This window comes from Methanooceanicella nereidis (assembly GCF_021023085.1).
Classification (GTDB): domain Archaea; phylum Halobacteriota; class Methanocellia; order Methanocellales; family Methanocellaceae; genus Methanooceanicella; species Methanooceanicella nereidis.
Window position 1 is genome coordinate 325,152 of record NZ_PGCK01000002.1, and the last position, 22,822, is coordinate 347,973.

Annotated in this window: 21 protein-coding genes and 1 tRNA gene; 10 read left to right on the forward strand and 12 right to left on the reverse strand. The window is 45.8% G+C overall.

The window, feature by feature from the left end:
- Window positions 1–155: 155 nt before the first annotated feature.
- The 4 genes from CUJ83_RS03800 (at window position 156) to CUJ83_RS03815 (ending at window position 7,624) form a co-directional block, all read left to right on the forward strand.
- Window positions 156–2,993, forward strand: coding sequence for a PAS domain S-box protein (locus CUJ83_RS03800; RefSeq protein ID WP_230740780.1), 2,838 nt, complete (start codon window positions 156–158; stop codon window positions 2,991–2,993).
- Between the two features lie 151 nt (window positions 2,994–3,144).
- Window positions 3,145–5,556, forward strand: coding sequence for a hypothetical protein (locus tag CUJ83_RS03805; RefSeq protein ID WP_230740782.1), 2,412 nt, complete (start codon window positions 3,145–3,147; stop codon window positions 5,554–5,556).
- 171 nt (window positions 5,557–5,727) lie between these two features.
- Entirely contained in the window at window positions 5,728–7,185 is a 1,458-nt protein-coding gene (locus CUJ83_RS03810; RefSeq protein WP_230740784.1) for a hypothetical protein, read from the forward strand.
- Between the two features lie 220 nt (window positions 7,186–7,405).
- Complete coding sequence (locus tag CUJ83_RS03815) at window positions 7,406–7,624, forward strand: hypothetical protein (protein ID WP_230740786.1); 219 nt, start codon at window positions 7,406–7,408, stop codon at window positions 7,622–7,624.
- A 117-nt stretch (window positions 7,625–7,741) separates the two neighbouring features.
- Here CUJ83_RS03815 and CUJ83_RS03820 read toward each other — a convergent pair whose 3' ends face one another.
- On the reverse strand, window positions 7,742–8,236 hold the full coding sequence (locus CUJ83_RS03820; RefSeq protein ID WP_230740788.1) for a hypothetical protein: 495 nt from the start codon (window positions 8,234–8,236) through the stop codon (window positions 7,742–7,744).
- 353 nt (window positions 8,237–8,589) lie between these two features.
- On the opposite strand from CUJ83_RS03820, the gene hisI reads away from it, so the two are divergent.
- Both hisI and CUJ83_RS03830 read left to right on the forward strand, forming a co-directional pair.
- Entirely contained in the window at window positions 8,590–8,949 is a 360-nt protein-coding gene (hisI, locus tag CUJ83_RS03825) for a phosphoribosyl-AMP cyclohydrolase (protein ID WP_230740790.1), read from the forward strand.
- 56 nt (window positions 8,950–9,005) lie between these two features.
- Entirely contained in the window at window positions 9,006–10,874 is a 1,869-nt protein-coding gene (locus CUJ83_RS03830; protein ID WP_230740792.1) for a PINc/VapC family ATPase, read from the forward strand.
- 185 nt (window positions 10,875–11,059) lie between these two features.
- Here CUJ83_RS03830 and CUJ83_RS03835 read toward each other — a convergent pair whose 3' ends face one another.
- On the reverse strand, window positions 11,060–11,296 hold the full coding sequence (locus CUJ83_RS03835; RefSeq protein WP_230740794.1) for a DUF378 domain-containing protein: 237 nt from the start codon (window positions 11,294–11,296) through the stop codon (window positions 11,060–11,062).
- A gap of 284 nt (window positions 11,297–11,580) precedes the next feature.
- Here CUJ83_RS03835 and CUJ83_RS03840 point away from each other — a divergent pair.
- Both CUJ83_RS03840 and CUJ83_RS03845 read left to right on the forward strand, forming a co-directional pair.
- Window positions 11,581–11,655: transfer RNA gene (locus tag CUJ83_RS03840), tRNA-Arg, on the forward strand.
- Window positions 11,656–12,044: 389 nt separating this feature from the next.
- Window positions 12,045–12,509 carry a fasciclin domain-containing protein gene (locus CUJ83_RS03845; RefSeq protein WP_230740797.1) on the forward strand — a complete coding sequence of 155 codons (465 nt, stop codon included), beginning with the start codon at window positions 12,045–12,047 and terminating at the stop codon, window positions 12,507–12,509.
- A gap of 227 nt (window positions 12,510–12,736) precedes the next feature.
- Here the strand turns inward: CUJ83_RS03845 and CUJ83_RS03850 are convergent, their stop codons facing one another.
- Both CUJ83_RS03850 and CUJ83_RS03855 read right to left on the reverse strand, forming a co-directional pair.
- Window positions 12,737–13,225, reverse strand: coding sequence for a zinc ribbon domain-containing protein (locus CUJ83_RS03850; RefSeq protein ID WP_230740799.1), 489 nt, complete (start codon window positions 13,223–13,225; stop codon window positions 12,737–12,739).
- A gap of 231 nt (window positions 13,226–13,456) precedes the next feature.
- A complete protein-coding gene (locus CUJ83_RS03855) occupies window positions 13,457–14,008 on the reverse strand; it encodes an FKBP-type peptidyl-prolyl cis-trans isomerase (RefSeq protein WP_230740801.1) in 552 nt (183 codons plus the stop codon).
- Window positions 14,009–14,597: 589 nt separating this feature from the next.
- Here CUJ83_RS03855 and CUJ83_RS03860 point away from each other — a divergent pair.
- Window positions 14,598–14,960 (forward strand): hypothetical protein, encoded by a 363-nt coding sequence (locus tag CUJ83_RS03860; protein ID WP_230740803.1) that lies wholly within the window; start codon window positions 14,598–14,600, stop codon window positions 14,958–14,960.
- A 252-nt stretch (window positions 14,961–15,212) separates the two neighbouring features.
- Window positions 15,213–15,947, forward strand: a complete 735-nt coding sequence (locus CUJ83_RS03865) for a SagB/ThcOx family dehydrogenase (protein ID WP_230740806.1) — start codon at window positions 15,213–15,215, stop codon at window positions 15,945–15,947.
- A gap of 344 nt (window positions 15,948–16,291) precedes the next feature.
- Here the strand turns inward: CUJ83_RS03865 and CUJ83_RS03870 are convergent, their stop codons facing one another.
- The 8 genes from CUJ83_RS03870 to CUJ83_RS03905 all read right to left on the reverse strand — a co-directional run bounded on the left by CUJ83_RS03870 (window position 16,292) and on the right by CUJ83_RS03905 (window position 22,813).
- Window positions 16,292–17,662 (reverse strand): dipeptidase, encoded by a 1,371-nt coding sequence (locus tag CUJ83_RS03870; RefSeq protein ID WP_230740808.1) that lies wholly within the window; start codon window positions 17,660–17,662, stop codon window positions 16,292–16,294.
- 142 nt (window positions 17,663–17,804) lie between these two features.
- On the reverse strand, window positions 17,805–18,839 hold the full coding sequence (locus CUJ83_RS03875; RefSeq protein ID WP_230740810.1) for a carboxypeptidase regulatory-like domain-containing protein: 1,035 nt from the start codon (window positions 18,837–18,839) through the stop codon (window positions 17,805–17,807).
- Window positions 18,840–18,897: 58 nt separating this feature from the next.
- On the reverse strand, window positions 18,898–19,464 hold the full coding sequence (locus CUJ83_RS03880; protein ID WP_230740812.1) for a DUF7288 family protein: 567 nt from the start codon (window positions 19,462–19,464) through the stop codon (window positions 18,898–18,900).
- Window positions 19,458–20,438: a DUF7287 family protein gene (locus CUJ83_RS03885; RefSeq protein ID WP_230740814.1), complete on the reverse strand. Its 981-nt coding sequence runs from the start codon at window positions 20,436–20,438 to the stop codon at window positions 19,458–19,460. The genes CUJ83_RS03880 and CUJ83_RS03885 overlap by 7 nt, the downstream gene beginning before the upstream one ends.
- Window positions 20,439–20,449: 11 nt before the next feature.
- Window positions 20,450–21,211: a DUF7289 family protein gene (locus CUJ83_RS03890; protein WP_230740816.1), complete on the reverse strand. Its 762-nt coding sequence runs from the start codon at window positions 21,209–21,211 to the stop codon at window positions 20,450–20,452.
- A gap of 10 nt (window positions 21,212–21,221) precedes the next feature.
- Window positions 21,222–21,662 carry a hypothetical protein gene (locus CUJ83_RS03895; protein ID WP_230740818.1) on the reverse strand — a complete coding sequence of 147 codons (441 nt, stop codon included), beginning with the start codon at window positions 21,660–21,662 and terminating at the stop codon, window positions 21,222–21,224.
- A 13-nt stretch (window positions 21,663–21,675) separates the two neighbouring features.
- Window positions 21,676–22,131: a hypothetical protein gene (locus CUJ83_RS03900; protein WP_230740820.1), complete on the reverse strand. Its 456-nt coding sequence runs from the start codon at window positions 22,129–22,131 to the stop codon at window positions 21,676–21,678.
- Entirely contained in the window at window positions 22,124–22,813 is a 690-nt protein-coding gene (locus CUJ83_RS03905) for a hypothetical protein (RefSeq protein ID WP_230740822.1), read from the reverse strand. The genes CUJ83_RS03900 and CUJ83_RS03905 overlap by 8 nt, the downstream gene beginning before the upstream one ends.
- Window positions 22,814–22,822: the final 9 nt, after the last annotated feature.

A 22,822-nucleotide genomic window follows, 5' to 3' on the forward strand; every position in this document is an offset into this window, starting at 1 on the left:
GCGCAGGATAATAAAGTTAACTATCGCATGAAAAAGCCCTGATTCTCCATTAGATAAAGCTATATACTCTTAAATATTCATAATATAATAATTGAAATATAATAAGATTGACATAGAAGTACTAGTGGCTATCACGGGGCCTGGAACAAATGCTGATGAACAAGAGTGATAGTACAGGGACAGGCACTATTGATAATGTACCTTTACTGTCTATAGACCTTAAAGACAGGATGGACGTTATCGTCGTCGCCATAAGCCTTGACGGCGAGATAATCTATTTTAACAGAAAGGCCGAGGAAGTTATCGGTTATAAAAAAGAAGAGGTCCTAAGGCGTGATGCCTTTGAGATATTCCTGCCCGGGGAGTATAAGAACATAATTTTTCAACTGTTTGAAAAGCTAAAAAGTCCTGGAGATGAGGACGGGTTTATGCTGGAGACGGACGTCCTTACAAAACCGGGCCGTAAAAGGTTCGTCAGGTGGCATTATACGCCAATCCAGGATAAAAACGAGCGGCTGACAGGAATTCTTTGCGCAGGCATAGACGAGACGGAAAAAGACCTGATGCTGAAGGTCGCAAAAATGGCTACCGCCGCGACGGATATGGACCAGATGATAAGATCGTTCATGGACATTATCAGCGGGACGCTAAACCTGAGGATGATAAGGGTATCCCTGTTCTGCGATGAAAAGTATACGCCATTTGAAAGGACCAATATCTACCCCGACTGCCAAATAAGGAAACGGGATGGCCTTCGGCTCCGGGCGGGCGCAAAAAACAGGGATGAGGTACAACCATATCATAGAGAAGGACTGCAAATAAGGGACATGCACAGATTCATCCCGCTACAGGTCGCGGAGGATATGATCGGCGCGCTGGAATTCGCCCCTCACGACCACATCAGTTTTAAGAACGATGATATCGACCTCTTAAGATCATTGTGTAACATAATATCGGCTAACATTATACGTATCAACAATTCTTACGATAAAAAAGCGCTGGATAATGTCTATAATGAAGAGCGTTTCGAGGAATTAATGAAGAATGCATCTTCGGGTATAGCCGTGGTCAACGCAAGTGACTTGAAGTTCCTTAAGGCCAACGATACTTTTCTCAGGCTTACAGGCACGCGGAACGCCGGGGGGAAGAAAGTTGAAGAGGTATTCAGGGGGCTTGAAGGATCGGGTGTCGTCGACCGCATGAACGAGGCATTATTGACAAGGCGGCCATGCGGGGGAAAATACCTGAAGCCCTTAAAAGGCAGGAAACCCCCTGTATACCATGTTTATGATCATATCCCCATAATCCGGGACGATGGCAGGATAAGCAGCATAGTGACGGTGATATACGAAAGCGTCGGAAGCCATGAGAGGAGCATTGACCCGATAAAGAGGAATATCTCAAAGGCCGAAGAGCTGAACGCCACCATCTCCCAGATAACGGACGGGGTTGCCATATGTGATGTTGACGGCAATATCCTGAAGATGAATAACGAGCTGTGTAAGGTCTTCAGGATGAGAGAGGAAGACTTAAAGGATAAATGCATTTACGATGTGATAATGTTCATGAGGCCCGGGAGCATATCCGGAAAGCCCCTAAATAAAAGACAGTTAGCGTTATACAGGGCAGTGCGAACGCGTAATCCTGTTAAGAACGTAATGTCAACCATCCGCGTCTTTTCCGGCTCGAAGAGGCTTGTGAACACATCTGCGACACCTTTTTACGATGAGAATGGAAAGCTCGCCGGAGCTATCGCGATATTCAGGGACGTGACGGTAAAGGACGCAGTATTCGGTATAGGGAACCTGATGGTGGATATTAGGAACATAGATGACCTTATCGAAGAGTCCGTAGATATCATTTTAAACGCACTTGAGCTGAAAACTCTATGGTTCTATATATATGACCCTCTGGACGGGGAATTGAAATTAAAGGTCATAAAGGGGGATTTCGATAACACGTGCCCTCTGCCCCCGAGGGAAAGGCCCGATATCATGAATCCCGACCTGCTGAGCAGGGCATGCGTGGAAGGCAGGACGCTGCTGATCAAGAACTACAGGCAATGCGCCTCTGTCAGGGCGTTCGACCCGCTCGCGAAAAAACGCAGCATCAGAAGCATAGCCAGCATACCATTGTCAGCCGCAGGAAACCTTATAGGAGTGCTTGTGGCCGCTACCGGAGATGACAGAGCCATTGAGGAAGACCAGCTTTCCGAGATCACAAGGCTGTCCAATCAATTAGCGCTGGGGATCAGTAAGCTGACGTCAGACCAGGAGCTCATTAACTCAAAGGAAAGGGCCGAGATGTACGTTGAGCTATTATGCAGGGATATCAACAGCATCAACAGATCCAGCATGGCCATTCTTGAGGATGTTAAAAAGATATCATATATCAAAGAAAAAGATAAGGCGCTCGTCGAGAAACTTTTAGAAAATCTAGGTAAAAGCATAAAGATAGTCGACGGCGTAAAAAACATACAGCAAGTGCAGAGATCCGAACTGTCCATGCAATACTACGACCTGCACGATGTCATCTCGGAGTGCATCAGCAGCATCGAGCCCGTACAGGAAAAGCGCCTTTCGGTCTCATATAACGGGAAACCGGGATCGTTCGTTTATGCTTCTCCGCAAATAAAGGAGATATTCATGAATATCTTTGATAATGCGATAAAGCACTCGGACCAGGACGTTAACGTAAAGGTCGATATAGTCAGGATCGAGGAGGATGAACGCACATATCACAGGATATCCATCGAGGATGACGGCCGGGGCATACCCGGAGAATTAAAGGACAGGCTTTTCCAAAAAATGGTCCCCGGATCAAAAAAAGCAGCGGGGAAAGGCCTGGGTTTACTTATGGTCAGGACTTTTACGGAAAAGTTCGGTGGAAGGGTATGGGTCGAGGACAGGATCGACGGGGACCATACAAAAGGATGCAGGTTCGTCGTACTTATACCTGAAAATAAAAGCCTTGAGTTCGGCGATGAACTCTGACGCTGGCGTATCGTAAACGCCCGTACTTTTTTATATCCTTTATCAAGTCCTGACCTGCAAGGTATATACTCTTAATCTACAAAAAAATTCTATTATTAAGTAAAATCATCCCATAATTATATAAAAGCAAATTATATTTTAGGTCATGGGGATGGAAAAAATGAATGTACCAATGGCTATAGAGCCCTCTATCATTAAATTTTTTAGTATGATAGTGACGGCGGCGCTTTTCCTATCGTTATGCGTGTCCCCCGGGACATGCCAGTACGATAGCAGCTATGTGTCTCCGGGAGGCTCGCAATACTACAGTCAAAGCTACTCGTCCGGCGACCCGTATGGGCAGGTCAGCATGCCAGGCAATACATATTCTCAGTTGCCTGCAGGATATCCTGAGACGGTCAGCCTGCCGGGAATGGAAAGCATAGTAGGCATCATCGACGGTGAGAACAGGGTAAGCTACGGGATCAACGTACTTTCAAAGGAACAGAACTACATACCTTTCAACGTGAAGTCTTTTTGCGTGTATAACGACCAGTCAGATAAGGCGATCTTACATTCGCTGAATACGCCTTTGAAAGGTGTCATAGACGTTGAAAAGAATACCATGATGATAGATTTCTCTTCGTTTGAGGATTCGCTGGGATCCGTGGACGTCATAGATAAAAAGGATATGAATTCCATGCTGATGAAAAACACGGACGACATGATCCTTAATACGGTCATGTCGCTGGATTCGGTAGAGCAGGACAAGGTCAATTTCAAAATATCCGAGATGTCGGTCCTTGAGCCTGACGGCGTGCTTGACGATTTCATGCTCGAGACTCCGGTAACGGCCGTATACGACGCCGGAAACGATGTGCTCTCCACTGTCGCGTTCAACGAGCTTGTCAACGTGTTCCAGCAAAATTTCGTGAGCGTGCAGCAAAATACTTTCATATCCGTGGTCAACCAGATCAATGTCCTTAATCAGATAAACGTGATCTCGCCGATACTGTCTCCGCCATATATCGGACCGTTTCCCTTCTACGGGGGTTACGGCGGATATGGAGGATATGGATATGGCCAGCCTTACGGAGGGTCGTGCTACGGGGGCTACGGATCACCATATTACGGAGGGTATGGAGCACCATGCTACGGAGACTACGGAGGTTACGGGTCACCGGGATATGGAGGATGTGGAGCACCATGCTACGGAGACTATGGAGGACCGGGATATGGAGGATCGTGCTATGAGCCCTCCGGGTATAGAGGATATGACGCGCCATATTACGGGTCCGGATACGGACAAAACTATGATAAACAGCGCGGGAAGTCATTTTATGACAAACGGGACGGCCAGCCCGGTAGGAAAGGATACTCTGAGCCCATAAGTACGCCTGCAGGCTGCTCGGATCCTGTCAGCCCGTCCTCATGCAGTTCACCGTCTATCGCAGGAAAGCCGGCACCATACACGTCCGACATCGTTAATAAACCTGCAGTTTCAGCCCTGGATGATAAGCCAGGCACGCAAGGAAAGTTCAAAGGACAGGGGCCGAAACAGACATCAGGGACGGTCACGAGAAAAAGCCAGCCTGAAAAAAGCACATCTCTGGCAACCACTCCAAATAGTGCCCCTGTCCAGAAAAAAGGTAATGATATAAAAGGACCGGGGACAGTATCTGGACCGGCATATACCAAAGGAGCGGCTAAAAAAGACGGCAAGGATTCTCCATTTACGAGGGTATCTGCACCTTCGGCACCCAGCAGCGGGCCGGGAATAGTATCTTCGAAACCGGCGGATAACACCCCGAAAAGCAAATCAAGCGCACCGGCAAAAACAGTAACAGCGCCAAAAAGCAAATCAAGCGCACCAACAAAAACAGTAACAGCGCCAAAAAGCAAAACAAGCGCACCAACAAAAACAGTAACAGCGCCAAAAAGCAAAACAAGCGCACCAACAAAAACAGTAACAGCGCCAAAAAGCAAAACAAGCGCACCAACAAAAACAGTAACAGCGCCAAAAAGCCAGTCTGGATCGACATATAAACCGGGCGACATGGGAAAATTTAAAGGAGGAAAGAGTGGCGGCAAGTCAAATGCCGCCCCTCGACAACAAAATATAGTGAGCAAACCCTCTTCCGGAAATAATAATTTAAAGCAGTCAGGCCAGGCTAAAAGCAACGCGATGCCCGGAGGGCAGAACAGTCCGAAAATCGCCTCGACAAAGGCGCCATCCCAGCAGGGACGCACAAGTATGCCTGCTGTAAATAAGGGATCGCAAAGGACTCAAACCGCCCCAGTGAAAAAATCCAGTCCGCAGACCTACAAAACTCCTTCAGTATCAAAACCATCATCTTACCAGAAACCTCAAAATCCCATAAATAAGGCCCCTGCAAGACAAAGCCCACAATACACAGGGTCCTCAAAAAAGTCTGCACCAGCCATTAAATCTCAACCATCATCAAATTACAGACCGGCATCGAAGAGCACTGCAAGGCAGGTAACAAGAGGGACAAAGTCAGCTCCTGCAAGAAGTACGAAAAGCAGCGGAGCGGTCAGATCCTCAGGTGGAAGGCGCCGATAAGAACATTCAGAGGATATGGGTAATGCCCATATCCCTGTATCATTTTTTCTGGATATTAAAAGTATAAATATTAAAAGATTTGACTTTACCGTTAAGTAAATGATAATTTTTAAAATATAAAATGAAAAATTATTTAATTCACACGAATCAATATTCGATGGGGGTGGAGACTTGGATCTTTCCACAATAAAAAAGCCCCTGGCGATATTGATATCCGTATCGATGCTGGGAGCTATCCTGATGGCATCTATACAGTTCTCCATTGATGCCAGAGGACAGCAGCAATTCATGCCTCAGCAATATCCTCAAGGGCAACAATACTATGCCGGTGAAGGGGGCCTGTCAATACCGGGCCTTGAAAGCGTACGGGGCTTATCGGCATACCAAAACAACTTTGCATTATCTGTGAGCATAGCTTCGCAAGAACAGGACAGGACATATTTCCTCATCAATAGTTTCGCAATATATGAACCCGGAGCAAAATTGGCCACCATATACAGGCTTAGCTCCGCGCTGCCCGGGATCATGGACACTTCATCAGGCGCCATTCAAATAGACCTGAAAGAGCTCGAGCAGTCAACAGGATCGATCGACGAGATTAGCGTCAGCGACCTTTCATCGGTGATGAGGACCGACGTGAACACGCTGATGGTAATGGTCGAGACAGGCGAGATATCTTATGAGAACGGTCAGGTAACATTCCCGGTGAACAAGATGTCAGCCGTGACTCCTGACGGCGCGATGAACACATTTAATATGGACCGCCCGATAACAGCCGTTTTTGACAGTTCGTCGATGAGGGTGTACACGGTCGATTTTAGTGAGTTGAACTCGTTCGTGAACCAGTATGTCACCAACATCGAGAATAACTACTATACTACCGTGGTGACGAATATTTATGTTTCCCAGGTCATAACTGTATATCCCGTCGCGTATTACCCGCCGCTGACCCCGATAGTGTTCCCGGCATACTTCCCTGTATACTATCCGATACCGGTCCCGATCCGGCACTACCCGACCATAAGGCCTCCGAGACCAAGGCCGACATTTAGGCCCGGACCGACGGAAAGGCCTACGATAAGGCCCACGGAAAGGCCTACGATCGGACCAGGAAGACCATCCATAAGACCAACCGAAAGACCTACCATCGGACCAGGAAGACCATCCATAAGACCAACCGAAAGACCTACCATCGGACCAGGAAGACCATCCATAAGACCAACCGAAAGACCTACCATCGGACCAGGAAGACCATCCATAAGACCGACACAAAGACCTACCATCGGACCAGGAAGACCATCCATAAGACCGACCACCAGACCAGGCTTTGGACCTGACTTCGGTGTGAGCGCAAGACCGGGTATGCCGACGTTCAGGCCGACAGCAAGGCCTACCAGAGGTCCGATAGGCCCGACGGCATTGCCTTCAAGGCCTACGATCCGACCGGGACGAGGACCCGGAGACATTCCCACAACACGGCCGGTAAGCCCGGGATTTGACAGCGGAATTCAGCCAAGGGCACCTTCCGGCATAAGCCGCCCGAGCGCCCCGTCAGGGATAAGCAGACCTGTAAGCCCAAAGGCCCCGTCAGGGGTTAGCAGGCCGGGAGGAACGAGAAGAGGAAGATGAAATAATTAATTGCACGGGCATTTTGTCCGTGCAAAAAATTTATTTTTCTACCGATTCCTTTAACCGGAATAAATAATTTCCATTCAGTAATTACTTAATGATAAATAAATTCGGAGTACATCACCTATTTATACTAAAAATCCAATTTTTTTATGATATTTGAAAGGCTTAAATTTTGAACATGGCTGAATAAATAATCAATATCTAAAAGGACGTTATCATGAACTTAAAGATCCTTTACGAGAACCCGATACTAAAGATGATGAGCTTTCTTGTCTTTTTTGACTCTTTTATCCTGCTATTCGTGGGCCTCGGCATCAAAGGCGGCGCAGGCATAGAGCTCGGACTTATTTATGGCATCTTAGGAGGGCTTGTCGCAATGATAGCCTTTAACTTGATATCGGCCCTTTTCATCGCGGCTCTCACAAATAAAGCATGACATTTGCCGGTAAGAATAAGATCATATCATAACGACCATACCAATAAAATTGTCTTTTAGCCAGGTATGGGCTATTTTACAATACATGACTGGCATAAAGAATTAAGGGACCATCGCCTATGTTATGGAGGTCTGCAATTTTATCGCCATCATCTCAGTGTAAAGAACGCTTCCGATGCCGCCCGTGGCAAGTGAAAACAAGACTATCATGAAAGCCAGCAGAGATGTGAATATCTCGAAGAATACTCCGTCAAGGAAATAATAGATAACGCTGACAGGCATCAGTATGCCGATCGACGCTACGATCACCCCGGCCAGTCCGCCGGTGATCACGTTCGCCGCCCCGGACATATTGAGCATTGAAATATCCCGGTTAAGATGGGCGGTATACGCTCCGGCTAATAAAGCCCCCATCAAGAGTAAGAAGTACACAAAGTAAGTCCCGATAAGGCTGCCATGCTCGCTAACGCTGCCAAGTAAAGATATTATGAGAAATGAAATGAACATTCCCAGTATAAGACCAAAAAGTATCCCTGACCTGATACAATTTCCGACATCCGCCTTCAAACCGATCCCTGCCCCAATATCAATATCAGAAACATTACTATCCATGCGATAAAACATGAAAGCCCATGACGCACATCATGATAGAGTTTATCACTATAAAATGTAATTTATCATATTTATACTTTAATGGCTTAATGGGCTTGAATTTTTACCTTATATGATAAGCTGCTAAAAAACTGCTTGGTGGTAAGTCCCATTAACTTATTTGTTTTTGTGATCATTGCCGGCTGTGAGGAAAAGTGGTCTTTAATCTTGTACGTGGATATGATGCAATGCCCGAACAATATCATTTGAATCCATCCGGCAAGGATCATATGAACCGTCGAATATACTGGAAACAGCACTTAGACTAAGACCCATAAAAAGCTTTAAACGCTTATGCATATATTAAGGGTTTAATGATCGAGCCGATTTTTAAAGACGGGCTGGTGCCGGCGATAGCGCAGGACTTCAATACCCGAGAGGTGCTGATGTTCGCTTACATGAACAGGGAAGCGTTCGAGCTGACAGTCAGTACGGGTATGGCACACTATTTTAGCAGGAGCAGAGGTAAGATCTGGAAGAAAGGAGAGACATCCGGACATGTCCAGAAAGTCAGGGAAATAAGGATCGACTGCGACCGGGATTGCGTGCTGCTGCTGGTAGAGCAGGATACGGCAGCCTGTCATACCGGATATATTTCCTGTTTTTATCGTACCGTGCAGGGTGATATAGTGGGTACGAAGGCTTTTAATCCTGAAGACGTATACCCTGCTTAAGGATTAAAGTAAATTTTTTGAAAGACTAAAAATAATTATCATAATGTCGGATCAACATGAGAAAGATAGTCCCTGATACAAGTGCCATCATCGATGGGAGGATCACACAAAAAGTTTTGAGCGGCGAATATAAGGACACGAACATTCTCGTGCCCGAAGCTGTCGTGTCGGAGCTTGAGGCACAGGCTAACTATGGAAGGGAGATAGGTTTTAACGGCCTGGAAGAACTACGAAAGCTGCAGGAAATGTCCAGAGCAGGGCATATTCTCCTTGATTTTATCGGCTCGAGGCCGACTCCCGCCCAGATAAAATTAGCTCCTGCAGGCGAGATAGACGCCATGATAAGGCAGCAGGCCTATGACTGCGGGGCCACTTTCGTGACGAGCGACGTCGTGCAGGCCCAGGTCGCCAGGGCAAAAGGCATCAATGTCGTATATCTTAAGCCCGATGTCGAGGAGCTAAAGCCGCTGGAGATAATGAAATATTTCACGGACGACACGATGTCCGTACATTTAAAGGCTAACGTGGAGCCAATGGCAAAAAGAGGCTCTATAGAGACCATGCGCCTGATAAAAGTAAGTGATGAAAAGCCCACGGATAAAGAGCTTTTAAGGATGGCCCATGAGATACTGGAGCGGTCAAAGCAGGATCCAAACGGCTTTATTGAGATGGAAAGGAGCGGTGCAACGGTAGTCCAGCTCGGCCCGATGAGGATCGCCATAGCAACGCCGCCGTTCTCCGACGGTGTCGAGATCACCATCGTAAGGCCGATCGCAAAATTAAGCCTTGAGGACTATAAGTTCAGCGGCACTTTTAAGGACAGGCTCATAGAGAAGCGCAGGGGTATCCTGATATCAGGCCCTCCCGGCGCCGGGAAATCCACATTCGCCCAGGCATGCGCCGAGTTCCTTTTCGGGCATGATTTCATCATTAAGACGATGGAATCCCCCAGAGACCTTCAGCTACCGGAGGCGATAACCCAGTACTCGCCGCTCGAAGGCAGCATGGTGAACACCGCCGACATCCTACTTCTCGTAAGGCCGGACTATACGATATACGACGAGCTCAGGAAGACGTCGGACTTTGAGATATTCTCGGACATGAGGCTTGCAGGCGTCGGAATGATCGGTGTCGTGCACGCCACCAGGGCGATAGACGCCATCCAGAGGTTCATCGGACGAATAGAGCTCGGGGTCATACCGCAGGTCGTGGACACGGTAGTGTTCATCGACAGAGGTTCTATCGAGAAGGTATATGATATCACTTTTACTGTCAAAGTCCCTCACGGCATGACGGAGTCGGACCTGGCGAGGCCTATCATCCAGGTAAAGGATATGGAATCCGGAAAGCCTGAATACGAAATATACACCTTCGGTGAACAGATCGTCGTAATGCCGCTGGTCGCGGAGAAGAAAAAGACTAAGGCTGCTGTTGCCGCCTCCATGAAGGATATTCAGAGGGAGGTCAGTAAATACGCCAAGGGCTATGTCGAAGTGGAGATGACCGGGGATAGCAGCGCGCTTGTTCGTGTACGGGATAAGGATATCCCGAACGTGGTGGGCAAATCCGGCAGGACTATCGACAGGATAGAGAGGCTGCTCGGGATCCGGATAGACGTAAGGCCGTTCTCCGTGAGCGAAGAGGCAAAGATGGCCGAGCCTGCCGGGAAAAAGCTTGATAAGAGCGAGTTTAAGAAGGAAAGAGAGGTCCCCATACTTACCGAGGAGACCAAGAGGCATGTGGTCTTAAACCTGGGAGAGAGGTTCTCGGGCGAGACGCTGGAAATAGTGGCCGGGGAAGAGTACCTGTTCACTGCCACTGTAGGCAGGACAGGCGCCATTAAGATACCCAGAAGCTCAAGCCTTGCGGATAAGATATTAAGTGCCGAGGAAGCCGGGGAGCAGATATACGGCAGAATGACATGATGCTATAGGCCATAAGAGGATATGACGCGCACGTAGCGGCATATCTTTTTTGTTTTTTATATGAGCATTATGCATTTAAAAAAGAAAAAGCCTATAATCTCGATGGATCGTAATAGGTGTGATAAAAAAATAAAATTTTTAGCGGCTGAATTGTCGTTCTTTGTTGTCTACACTTTTAATCTCGTCTAACGGGAGATCGGTCTCTCGGCGGAGGCCGTAAGCATCTCGTAGAGCGGGTACAGCATGTATATGGCTGCAAGTCCGACAAGGATGTATACTAATTGTGCCAGAATGCTTGTCCTGACGTCACCGAATATCGCCTGTACGAGGTTGAAGTTAAAAGCGTATAACAACCAGTTCAAGCCACCCACTATAAGTAAGACCAATGCAATTATGGTCAACGGGTCTCTTCTTCCATTCATTATAACCACCATTAATAAAATTCTAAGCCAGATATTTATAAATTATCAAAAATTATTATGACTAAAACACCAATAATAGCGAGATTCGATTGGAGAATTAAGGGTAAAACCGAGTCACATCTTTTTTATGAAGTTTTTAGTGGATAAGCGGTATTTTTGTAAATATTATTGGTAGTAATAATTGGTGTTTTATATTTTGGCTTGTTTGTGCTTGCTTATTTCTTTTTAGCAAATATCGGAGAGTTTATATAGGATTATGACAATTATGGGTTCGCATTTCTCATGGGCGAGTGGCCTAGCCAGGACATAGCGCCGGCCTCCTAAGCCGGATACCGTGGGTTCAAATCCCACCTCGCCCGCTTCTTTATAGAGTATATAGTTAGGCCCCGAGATTTCGGACTACTTACGTATAATAATGTCATTATAATAATACTAATTTTCACACTAAGCAAAAATTTAGCTTTAATATTTTAGATTGTTGTAGACGGGACCATTTTCTCCGGTCCCGTATCCCATAAATTAGATCAAGATAAGTGAGGCACCGCCGTAAAAGTAAATAAATCTATAGTAGTGTAAACTGTCGATATTACGCGCATACGATACAGGAGATTAGGCTAAATCAATAATAATGAGGATAAAAGGCGGTTTATACAGTATCATTTTTTAATAATATATAAAAAGAGATATTTGATTATATAATATATAAAAAAGATAGGCTTTAAATTATAATATATAAGGAGTGATACCCTTGAGTAACATAATAAAAGCATTATTAGAGCTACAGGTGGCTGTGCCGTCCGAGATGATGCAAACGACAGTCATCGACGTGGTCAAACAGTCGGAAAATTTCAAGACACTTGAAAAAGCGATACGGGAAGCGGGCCTGGCCGACGTATTAACAGGGCGCGGACCGTTTACTGTATTCGCGCCGAACGACGATGCGTTCAAAAGGATACCCCAGGATACCCTGAACTCCATCTTGAAAGACAAATCCCGGCTGGCAAGGATTTTAAAATACCATGTCGTGAGAGGGAGGTATACCTCCAACGACCTATCGGCCGAAGAGTCATTGAAGACACTGGAAGGGAGCGTTATTCCAATAAACATGACCGGTTATAACAGAATAATCGGAAGTGCGAAGGCCATACAGCCGGATATCAAAGCAAGCAATGGCATAATCCACGTGATCGATTCAGTGCTATTGCCTGAGTAAGAGACAAAGCATAAAAAGCCGGGGACGATAGTGGTCTAAAAACAATTACCCCGGCAAATATTTATTTTACGTCCCGGTTTGAACCTTAGGGAAGATTTAATGATCGATGATTAAAACGGTTCGATGCTCAATCCCCTCGCGTTTAGATCATATATAGTAATGATATGATATTAGTTTTAAGAAAATATTAAAAAACAAAAAATAGCCCATGCCTAAAGCATATGGGCTTAAAACAGCGGTTTACCGCCAGCGAGCTTTTGTGCCTCGTTATAGGTGTATACGGCAGCGCCGATGTGTATGACTGGCACGAAGAAGAAACAGCACAGCCCTACAAGGAACCATACAAGTATGAGACCGGCTATGAACGTCACGATGTCGGCGAATATCAAGCCCAGGGTGATCAGTATTCCCGTCTGTTTTTTATCTTCAGGATATATCAGGAATAATCCCAGTCCCGGTATCAGAAGGCTGATTATGGCAGCCATTTCCGGCGTCATCTCTGAACTTCCCTTGCTTCCGCTGCTGTAAGAGCCGGACCTCGATAGCTGAGCACCACATTTCGTGCATATGATAGCAGCCTCGCTGCTCTTGGGTTCTCCACAATTAGTACAGTAGTTTACCACTTTTCTGGGATCGCATCCGCATTTAGGACAGGCTTTTGCCGCGATGCTTAGCTCTTCTCTGCAGTTACCACAATAGATCGTACCTTCAGGCATATTGTAACATAACCTCACTTTTAAAAGCATTTATGTCAAAATAAATCTTTTTTTACTGGATATTAATTAGTAAAATGTAACTAACCCCGACCGCATAAAGAATGATTGGATGATTGAGGGCAAGATACTGTATATAATATCTTTATAATACTCATACGGGAATGCCAGGGCAGGTTTCTGTCGAACATATTGTTTCACTACTGCACCCTGGCGCAATTTAATATCCGTCACTCATTCAGTCTGTATATCCCTGACCGTTATCATGAAATGCAGTGTCTTGCCTGCCATCGGATGGTTAAAATCGATATATACGGTCTCATTACCATCGATAGAGTCCACCCTGACAGGTTCCATGTTATAGTACAGAGTATCGTTGACGTAAGGCGTGATGTTGGCTGCCGTGAGCGTGCTCATCGGGACAGGCTGGATGAGAGAAGGATCATATTGCCCATACGCCTGCTCAGGTGTGAGCGTGATGTTCCGGGATTCATTTATCTTCATGCCTATCACCGCATCGTCAAATCCCTGTATGATCTCGCCTGATCCGGTCGTGAAAATTATGGGTTCATACGAAATATAAGGGTTAAAGATATCCGCTTCCTGTGCTATAGTCTCGTTCGAAGTATCGAAGATCGTGCCGTCATCGAACCAGCCCGTATAGTCCACGGTAACGATGTCGCCAGCTTTCACCGTTTTTTCTGTGGTCGATCCTGTGCATCCCGCTACCATAACTAGAGATAATACAAGCAGAATAGCGGATAGGTATTGTCTTTTACTTATCATAGATGATCACGAACATACTTTTAGAGATAGCAATGACTGAAGCTTATAAATCCTTTATCGTTAGATCGTCCAACTACAGGAATGAGTGCTCTGTCCCGCAAATTCGATGGCCTATAAGGTTACGTCGGATAAGCTTTCAAGGATATTGTTCGGGCAGTACATTGGTGTGATAAATTCTCATCCCCATGTCCAGCATAAAATATCTCGAGCATATACGATCATCAGCCAATGATCTATAAACCAACTAATTAATGGCACACTGCAATAAGATGTTATATTGAGGCTTCTGTGTTTATGGGCCGGTTCGACTTTAAACACTTCTAAAAACATCAGCAATATCCTGGCAAAAGTGACTGGACCATGATTTTAAAGGTCCTTTTGAAAAAAATAATTTTTTAAAACGAGAAACAAATCATAAAATTTATATTATTTTAATAACATACGGTTAATATGCAAACGACCGTTAGATCGTAAAAAATCAAACGGCCTGCGAAAATGGGGGGTATATATTACGGTAGACTATCAGCAAGCGTTAAGCATCTTTAACGAGACTGTTTTTAATTTAAACTTGATCGCCGATTCACAGCGAATGAACACTATCAATGAGATAAACACGATACAGGCGCAGTCCATGGATCCTTCGGACATGGGAGCGTATAACCTGACTATGTACGGGATCAACTCAATAACTGATATAAAATCCCATATCATGAACACCGTCGGTGACGTGAACAATTACGACATCTATAACAGTACTACTATGGGAGCGTACCAGGTAGACCCTACCGCTGTCCCTACAACTCTGATGTCAGGTGTTGTAAGCCAGTCAAGCGGAGCATTTTCTTCCGGAACGGTCACAACAAATCTAATGCCAGTACATGACCCGGTATTACTGCTTGTCATCATAGCCTTCGTAATAGTGCTCGGAAAGTTCATTTTTCTAAGAAGATGAAAACAGTGAATGTTATAAAGGGGTCTCAAGCTCCCCATTTTATTGGGCTGGTGACAGTTTTACTGAGTCCAATATTTTTCTGTAGAATTATCTGAAAATAATATTTGCATTTTTTCGGGACATATTATCGTTATTCGGATATAAGCGAGATATTGTCTATGAATAAAACGCATGTGACGTTCAGCTATCTAAAATACTGTGTTATTTTATCCAGAATGTTTTATATAAAAAAAGTATACGATTTTTGTGTGGATGATGAAAAAATCATTTTTATCGATAATATGCATGTCAATGCTTCTGGCAGGATGCATTCACCCGCAGGAGGACATTACTGCAGTGACTTTATCTCCGCTGTCCGGGTCGATAAAGCTTCCTGAGCCCTCACACGACAGCGATACTTCGGTCGAAGAAGCTCTTTCCAGTAGAAGGTCTGTCAGAGAGTTCAAGGACGCATCCCTGACACTTACAGAAATATCGCAGCTGCTATGGGCGGCTCAAGGTATCACTGATCCGCGGGGCTTCAGGACAGCGCCGTCCGCGGGAGCCCTGTACCCGCTCGAAGTATATGTTGTGGCTGGAAATGTGGAGGGGCTGGCTCCGGGCGTTTACAAGTACAGGCCTGCCGGACATGACCTGATACCGGTCAAAGAAGGTGATGCAAGGGACGGGCTATGTAAGGCAGCCCTTGGACAGCCATGTGTCAAAGGAGGTGCTGTGGACATCGTCATCTCGGGAGTGTACGAGATGACGACAGGAAAATATAGTACGCCGGAACAGGATTACAGGACCGGGGCGAGTTACCCCAGAGGCGTGAAATATGTCCATATGGAAGCCGGACATTCCGCACAGAATGTCTGCCTACAGGCAGAGTCGCTTGGCCTGGGCACCGTGACAATAGGTGCTTTCTCCGACAGTGAAGTGAAAAGGATTATAGGGATGCCTGAGGAAGAACGACCGCTATACATAATGCCCGTAGGAAGAGTATAACGGCATGTACCTTTAATACATAATTTGTTATCTTCTTTTTCACCACAAAGCGCTCAACGGGCTCGAAGGTTCACAAAGGACATTATTTAAAAAATAATAATTATCTAAAAAAATTTGTGTACCTTATTCGCCTTTGAGCGCTTCGTGGTGAAAAATAGTGGTCCTTAGAGCCCCTAGAGCGCTTCGGGTTAATAAATTAGTAGCCTTCAGGCCCTTTGTGGTTGACTTAATCAAAGATAATATGACCCATACATTAAAGAAATACATTACATAACATTTTATTAAAAAGAAAAAAAGAAGGTTCCGCATTCCGATAATCAATATGCGTTACCCGCTTTCTGACGTCAGACTTTGAGCTCATATAATAATGCGGCCGCCGACTTGATACCGTTATTGAAATCTTCAAGGCTGAAACGCTCGTTAGGGGAATGTGCTCCGTCATCCGGGCTTCCCCATCCGATCAGGAGTATGTTCTCAATGCCAAGGACATTTTTAAAATCGCTGACGATCCCGATGGACCCCCCTTCCCTTATGAACACGGGCGTTTTACCGAACCCCGACTGTATCGCGCAAAAAGCGGCTTTTATAGTATCGTTTTCACGCGGCACTATGACAGGATGGTTTTTCTGAAACTCGGTCATCTGGACAGTAACGCCTTCCGGAGAGATGGAATTTACATATTCCTTGAATAACGCTGTGATCTTCTCCGGGTCCTGGTCTGGCACCAGCCTCATGCTGACTTTAGCCCCGGCTTTTGAAGGTATTATCGTCTTTGTTCCGGGGCCCGAATAACCGCCCCATATCCCGTTAATGTCCAGAGTCGGGCGGGCTTTCATACATTCGAGCGGAGTATACCCTTTTTCAGGCTTGAGATGCTTGATGCACAGGTGTTTCTTAACCGCCTCTTCCTCATACGGCAAAGACGCCATTTCTTTACATTCCCACGGCTCTATGTCGATAACATCATCATAGAAACCTGGTATGAGGATCTTTCCTTCATTGTCCATCAATCTGCTTAATATTTCCACCAGTACGTTCGCAGGGTTGGCCACTGCACCGCCATAATGTCCGGAATGCAGGTCAAAGGCCGGACCGTATACGTCAAGCTGCAAATATGTTATACCCCTCAGCCCATAGCATATGGTAGGCATCCCGGAAGCGAACTGCGCGCTGTCAGATATTGCAATGGCATCCGCTTCGAGCTCTTTTTTATGTTTTTTCACAAAAGGTACAAGGTTAATGCTTCCCAGCTCTTCTTCGCCCTCTACAAGGAATTTGACGTTGATCGGTATCTCGCCGGATTCGGACAGGATCGCTTCAATCGCTTTCAGGTAGGTGAGGAACTGGCCTTTATCATCGGTAGCGCCGCGGCCATAAATATATCCATCCCTTATTTCAGGCGAGAACGGAGGGCTTTTCCATGCCTCGACAGGATCTGGCGGCTGAACGTCGTAATGCCCGTATATGAGCAGTGTTTGCTGATCTTTATAAGGGCATCTTTCAGCGTATATGACCGGATGCCCCTCGGTCTCATACGATCTGCCCTCAAAGCCCATTTTTTGTAATTTTTCCAGCACCCATTCCGCGGCTTTCCTGACATCATTAGCATGTTTTGGGTCGGCGCTGACGCTGGGAATGCGAATGAACTCCATAAGCTCTTTTTCATAAGCATGACGTTCTTTCCCTATCTTTTCCAGTATCTCTGCAGGGATCATAAAAATCACGATAATATGGCTTTTCATTATACACTTTTTTATCAGGTAATAAATGATACCATCATTTTGAATTGATAATTCAAAAATAAATTTAAAGGATAGACCTATTTAAAAAAATTAACAATAAAAAAAGAACATTAGCCTATCTTTTTAATAACATTATCACGAAGAACCCTCCGCAGATCAATAAGACCAATCCTAAGGCAATATAGGTAAAGTAACTAACCAATGAATCAGTAGACGCTTTCGGATCGGGATTTACAGGATTTTTCCCGGTCGGATCAGATGTAGGGCTCGAGACAGGATCTGAGGTCGAATGAGGGGCCGGGGTTACTGTGGGCTGAGATGTCGGGCTCGAGACAGGATTTTGCTGTGGCGTAAACGTCATGTTTTGTCCGGTTGCATTACCTGCAGGCTCTACGCTGTCCTGTAAGACCAGGTTCAAAGTCAACGTGCCTGACTGGAATATCTCTATGATCTGATAAGTGGCCTTCCCGTCTTTTTCCGCGGTAATATTATATGTGCCTGCGGGAACCATGTCGAAACTAAATGAGCCGGCAGGACTTGAAATGCCGGTCCCCGTCAGCTGAGGATTATTTATTATGTCCGGAAGGCCGGTGTTCACACTTTTGCCATTCTCGGAAGCTGTATTCCATATCGTGATCTTTACGCCCTGTATGCCGTTCATTTTCATATCTTTTATCATACCGGAAATGTTGAAGCACGGGTCCGGTACAGGAGCAGGCGTTATAATCGGGGTTGTCGTTACAGAGGGAACGGGCGAAGTAGTCGGTGTGGGGGACGGAATGATTACCGGGGGTGGGGATACGCCCATATTGTTAAAAGTATAATCCGCCCGGACATCAGTCATGCCGCTCTCGTACATGAACGTGCTGCTGGTGTCCAGTTTTGAGCCGCCATAGAAAATTTCTACAGATAACAGTTTATCGGTATCTACGAAAAGCTCATAATAGCCGTTACCGTCGGTTACTGTGCTTACGCTTCCCCCGGTCATGTAAACATATTTAATGGTCGCTTCGCCGGTCGGGACATTATTTATGCTGACTGTCCCATTGACCTTTACGGAACTTGAGGCGCTCGCGGATGAGATAAAGCTGATACCCGCTATACATAACACGAAAAGGATAACTATTGTAAACTTAATTTTACTATTCATTCCATCCATCCCATAATTTTTACCAGGTCTAATGTTGATACAATACGGGCCATTTTTTTCAAATATGCCATACCACAAGTTTTACTTCCACGACTTTGGGCATCGAGTTTTTTCTGGAAGGCTCGTTCCAGAACCAGGACATATACATATCCCCGTAATCCTCATCATTCAAAGTTACCAGCCGGGAGACCGCTACGGCATTATCATGAGGGTCGCCGTGCCATATGACAGGCTTATCAGTAAAGACACCGCCATCGTCATATCTGAACCGGACGTTATACTGGACGTTACCGGGAAGGCCGGAGCTTATAGAATCCCTGAGATCACCGATGTAAGTGTCGTTGAGTGGGACTTCGTTATCGGCGTCAGTTCCCGTGCCGTTCCATCCGCACACATATTTTTTCAGGTCTCCGGGATGATTAACGTCGGAAACGCTAAGGATATTCAATACATCCTGGGCCATTACGCTCATTTTCATTTCCGAGGTCTTTTCGGTTTGGGGGGAAACGAACGTAATGGAACCCAGGACGAAAGACAAAGTAATAATCATAATAACGGAAGCAACTATGCCTTCGATCGTGTATAACTGGGCAGAATCATCTTTGAGAAGGAATATCTTTACCATGACCACACCTTCAGTTTAAGTATGCCCGGAGAGTAAAGGCTCCAGTAATACGGATTAGTTTCTTCGAAATACTGAGCGCCGGACGGGAAACTGCCCGGGCTCATCGATGTCGCTATTATCATCCTGATGACGGACATATCTTTTATCGTGGATCCCGGAATGACCAGGTCTATAACATCATCGCTATCATATGTGACGACGTAATAATTTCCGGCTACCGGCTGCAATACGCCATTTTTATAGACTTTGAACTTATCCGGGGTCATGCTCGGAAAAGTGATATTATAGGCGGTCATTACCTGCTGGATCCCGAAGTTAATGGCGGTTCCCGTTGAATTTTGTATGGTGATCGTCACGTTATTATCATATTTTTTTAAGGGATCGACTATTAGCTCCAGGTTCGAATTTCCTGTCGTTTTAGCCCCGTCTATCAAAAGCCTCTTTCCCTCGTCGATAAGAACGTTCCTTTCCATATATTCGACATTATAATTGCCGGGCGTCGGCCCTTTAAGTAAAAGAGTCATATTTCCTGAAGGCGTCATTTTTTCTATAGTCAGGTTATAATCGTAAACAATAGAATTATTCAGTCCCAGCTTATCCCTGGACAGATCATATGAGATGCTCTTATTAAGAGCCGCTATCTTCTTTTTTGACAGCACGTTCGGTATTGTTTTATCTACGGCAAGCCCGATACGGGTAACGTTCGCCAGGTTCTCCTGATCTTCCCATGATATGTCGCTCCTTGCAGGAGAAACGCTTGTGTTAGTATACCAGCCCGGGTCTTCGGCCAGTATACAGCTTGTTCGGTAGATGACTGAGCCCAGGTCGACGGAATTTGTCTGGTAAGGTATGAATATGCCGGGAATAGAGTATGCGAGGAACAGGAATGCCATTAAGAACACACCGACCCCTATCAGGAAATCAACGTTCATCGAAGCCCTATCATTATACGTGAATGGTGTTTCTGCCGGCATTCTAGTAACCTCTAATCTATCTTCATATCAATGTCATACCTGACTATCATGACACGCTTCACATTGCCAAGCGTGGCATTTACCCAGCCGTCCGATGATGGCTGTATCGTCATCACGGGAGTGAAATCGTTGGTAAAATATGATTTCCAGGCATCGGTGGCATTTGTCATGACGCATATCTCGACTGTGTTCTCCGGCCCGGAGATGTCTATAAGTTCGGAGCCGGAATATTTCATCTGTATGGAGCATAGCGCAGAGTTACCCACAGCTGCTCGCTCTCCCTTAAGATCGATGACAGTGATCATCAGTGTCTTCGAATCAGGGGAATAATACATCCTCGGAGGCTTTGACATGATAGAGGATATTGAGTACTCCTCTACGATCGCGCCGTTCTCCAGAGAGATCGCCCGGTCGTTGCGGCTCGATTCGAACCGTACGGAGCCATAATTGCCGCTATAGATCGGGACTGCGCCGCCTGAAGGAAATTTAACGACAAGCATATTATCGTCGGGCTCCAGTCTCAGAGAACCCATATCAAATTTTATCCGGGTAGTTTTCACCGGGGAGGATTCCAGCGCGGTCTTCGTAAGATCGCTGGCAAGGACGTTGAAGCTCTGCTCTACACCCTGAAAGCTTGTGCGCGCCTCAGTATCCTTTATTACCTGATCCCCGCTGACGAGGACGATGCCGATGCAGGTTATGACCATACCGAAGATTATCACGTAGCCTATAGCCTCTGACACGGCTCTTTCATCACTAAATAATCCCATCATTCCATACCACCTATCTTGAGCTGTACCTTATCGTATGCAGGGCGTTCAAGCTGCTTGTGTTCCCGCTTACAGGTATAGTCGAGTTCACGCCGTTCAGGGTGAGCGTAACATAGATACCGTTCTCAATGCTGTACACTGTGACTTCTTTATCGAGACCGTTAGGGCTTGTCTGTATGCCCACATTATAATGATATCCGGCAACATCGGTCGGAATATAAAAGTTGGTCCTTATGGAGCCGTTATCAGGTGCGACCAGATAGGTATCGATAAGCTTTGTATCGACGTCATTTCCGATGTCTACGAACTGGTTCTGGCACACGGTCCTTTTCGGAGTATCGATGAACATTGATTGTGACATTGTGATGAATACGGTAAAGATAAACATCGCGAGCATGAATGTAATAATATACTCTGTGACGATGTTTACACCGTCGTCATTTCGTAATAACATCCTGCCGGAAATTTTAAGCACCCCATACGATCAGGTTATAGTTTTCCGAGTAGCTTGTATCTCCGTCCAGGTAACTGATGGCCAGCGTAGCGTTCTCTATCTTCGTACTTGTCCCGTTCGCGGCAGGGACGCACCCTATCTCAACAAATGCTCCCCTGTACGCGTAAATATCAATGATGTCCGATACAAACCTGTCGAAGGTCGAGTTGAACAAGTTTGTACGTTCCTGCGCGGTAGATATCGTAACATCTTCATTTGTCGATTTACAGAGAATGTATGCCTCTTTGATGGATTCGCTTTTAAGCTCGCGGATGTCGTTTTTCGGGAAGTTCATTATCGACTCGGCAGACGAATGGCCAGTAAGCATTGCAGTATTTATTAAAAGCATCAATACGATGAGACCGACAGCTATGACTATGCCGGATAGCAGTATCCACTGTGCGCTCTGATCCTTTGTCATTTCAGGCACCAAGCCACCAGTCCCCCTTAAAATCAGAACTTATTATGCTTCCGTCACGAGCGTTGAAAATGATCTCGAAGTTTCGGGAATTGTCAAAAGGATCGGAATAGGTCAGCTCGTATCTACCGCCATCCGGTTCGGAGTAGAAATCGAAGGATACCAGATAATTACCCGTATCAGGCCGGCTTATTAAAAAAGACAGATTTTTCATGATAATAGAGCTGTCCTGCATTTCGGACTTATCCATGACATGAATGCCCGTTGAATAAGAACTGTGCTCTATGGCGCCGGTAACATTACCATACTCAACCGTGACGATCATAGCATCTTTACCCTGAGCGAACATAACATGCCATTCGTAAGATAAACCGTCCATGCCCATATGGCCGGAACCGGCCTGAGAGATGCCGTATCCGGGATGCGACGATAACCATTCCCGGACATCAGGATCAGCGTATGTAATATCCAGAGCATTATAAAGGGAAATACCGGTAAGGCCGTTGACAGAAGATACGTTTTGTTGGTACTCGCCGACATTATCATTATTGCTCTTTATATCCGGTTTCCCGGAGAACACATCTCCGATCAAAGGTGAAAGATGATCTGGAATAACGACGCATAGCGCCAGGATCAATATCGATATTAGCGATAACGCTACAAATACGTATATGGTCATTGGATGGTCATTCATTATTTTCCT

Coding starts and splice junctions, on each gene's coding strand:
- CUJ83_RS03850 (WP_230740799.1), bottom strand. CDS start 13,225: ATGCCTGAAGGTACGATCTATTGTGGTAACTGCAGAGAAGAGCTAAGC.
- CUJ83_RS03880 (WP_230740812.1), bottom strand. CDS start 19,464: ATGGTAAAGATATTCCTTCTCAAAGATGATTCTGCCCAGTTATACACG.
- CUJ83_RS03835 (WP_230740794.1), bottom strand. CDS start 11,296: ATGAATGGAAGAAGAGACCCGTTGACCATAATTGCATTGGTCTTACTT.
- CUJ83_RS03855 (WP_230740801.1), bottom strand. CDS start 14,008: ATGATAAGTAAAAGACAATACCTATCCGCTATTCTGCTTGTATTATCT.
- CUJ83_RS03865 (WP_230740806.1), top strand. CDS start 15,213: ATGATGAAAAAATCATTTTTATCGATAATATGCATGTCAATGCTTCTG.
- CUJ83_RS03805 (WP_230740782.1), top strand. CDS start 3,145: ATGGAAAAAATGAATGTACCAATGGCTATAGAGCCCTCTATCATTAAA.
- hisI (WP_230740790.1), top strand. CDS start 8,590: ATGATCGAGCCGATTTTTAAAGACGGGCTGGTGCCGGCGATAGCGCAG.
- CUJ83_RS03905 (WP_230740822.1), bottom strand. CDS start 22,813: ATGAATGACCATCCAATGACCATATACGTATTTGTAGCGTTATCGCTA.
- CUJ83_RS03800 (WP_230740780.1), top strand. CDS start 156: ATGAACAAGAGTGATAGTACAGGGACAGGCACTATTGATAATGTACCT.
- CUJ83_RS03820 (WP_230740788.1), bottom strand. CDS start 8,236: ATGGATAGTAATGTTTCTGATATTGATATTGGGGCAGGGATCGGTTTG.
- CUJ83_RS03830 (WP_230740792.1), top strand. CDS start 9,006: ATGAGAAAGATAGTCCCTGATACAAGTGCCATCATCGATGGGAGGATC.
- CUJ83_RS03860 (WP_230740803.1), top strand. CDS start 14,598: ATGAACACTATCAATGAGATAAACACGATACAGGCGCAGTCCATGGAT.
- CUJ83_RS03890 (WP_230740816.1), bottom strand. CDS start 21,211: ATGATGGGATTATTTAGTGATGAAAGAGCCGTGTCAGAGGCTATAGGC.
- CUJ83_RS03815 (WP_230740786.1), top strand. CDS start 7,406: ATGAACTTAAAGATCCTTTACGAGAACCCGATACTAAAGATGATGAGC.
- CUJ83_RS03895 (WP_230740818.1), bottom strand. CDS start 21,662: ATGTTATTACGAAATGACGACGGTGTAAACATCGTCACAGAGTATATT.
- CUJ83_RS03885 (WP_230740814.1), bottom strand. CDS start 20,438: ATGCCGGCAGAAACACCATTCACGTATAATGATAGGGCTTCGATGAAC.
- CUJ83_RS03870 (WP_230740808.1), bottom strand. CDS start 17,662: ATGATCCCTGCAGAGATACTGGAAAAGATAGGGAAAGAACGTCATGCT.
- CUJ83_RS03875 (WP_230740810.1), bottom strand. CDS start 18,839: ATGAATAGTAAAATTAAGTTTACAATAGTTATCCTTTTCGTGTTATGT.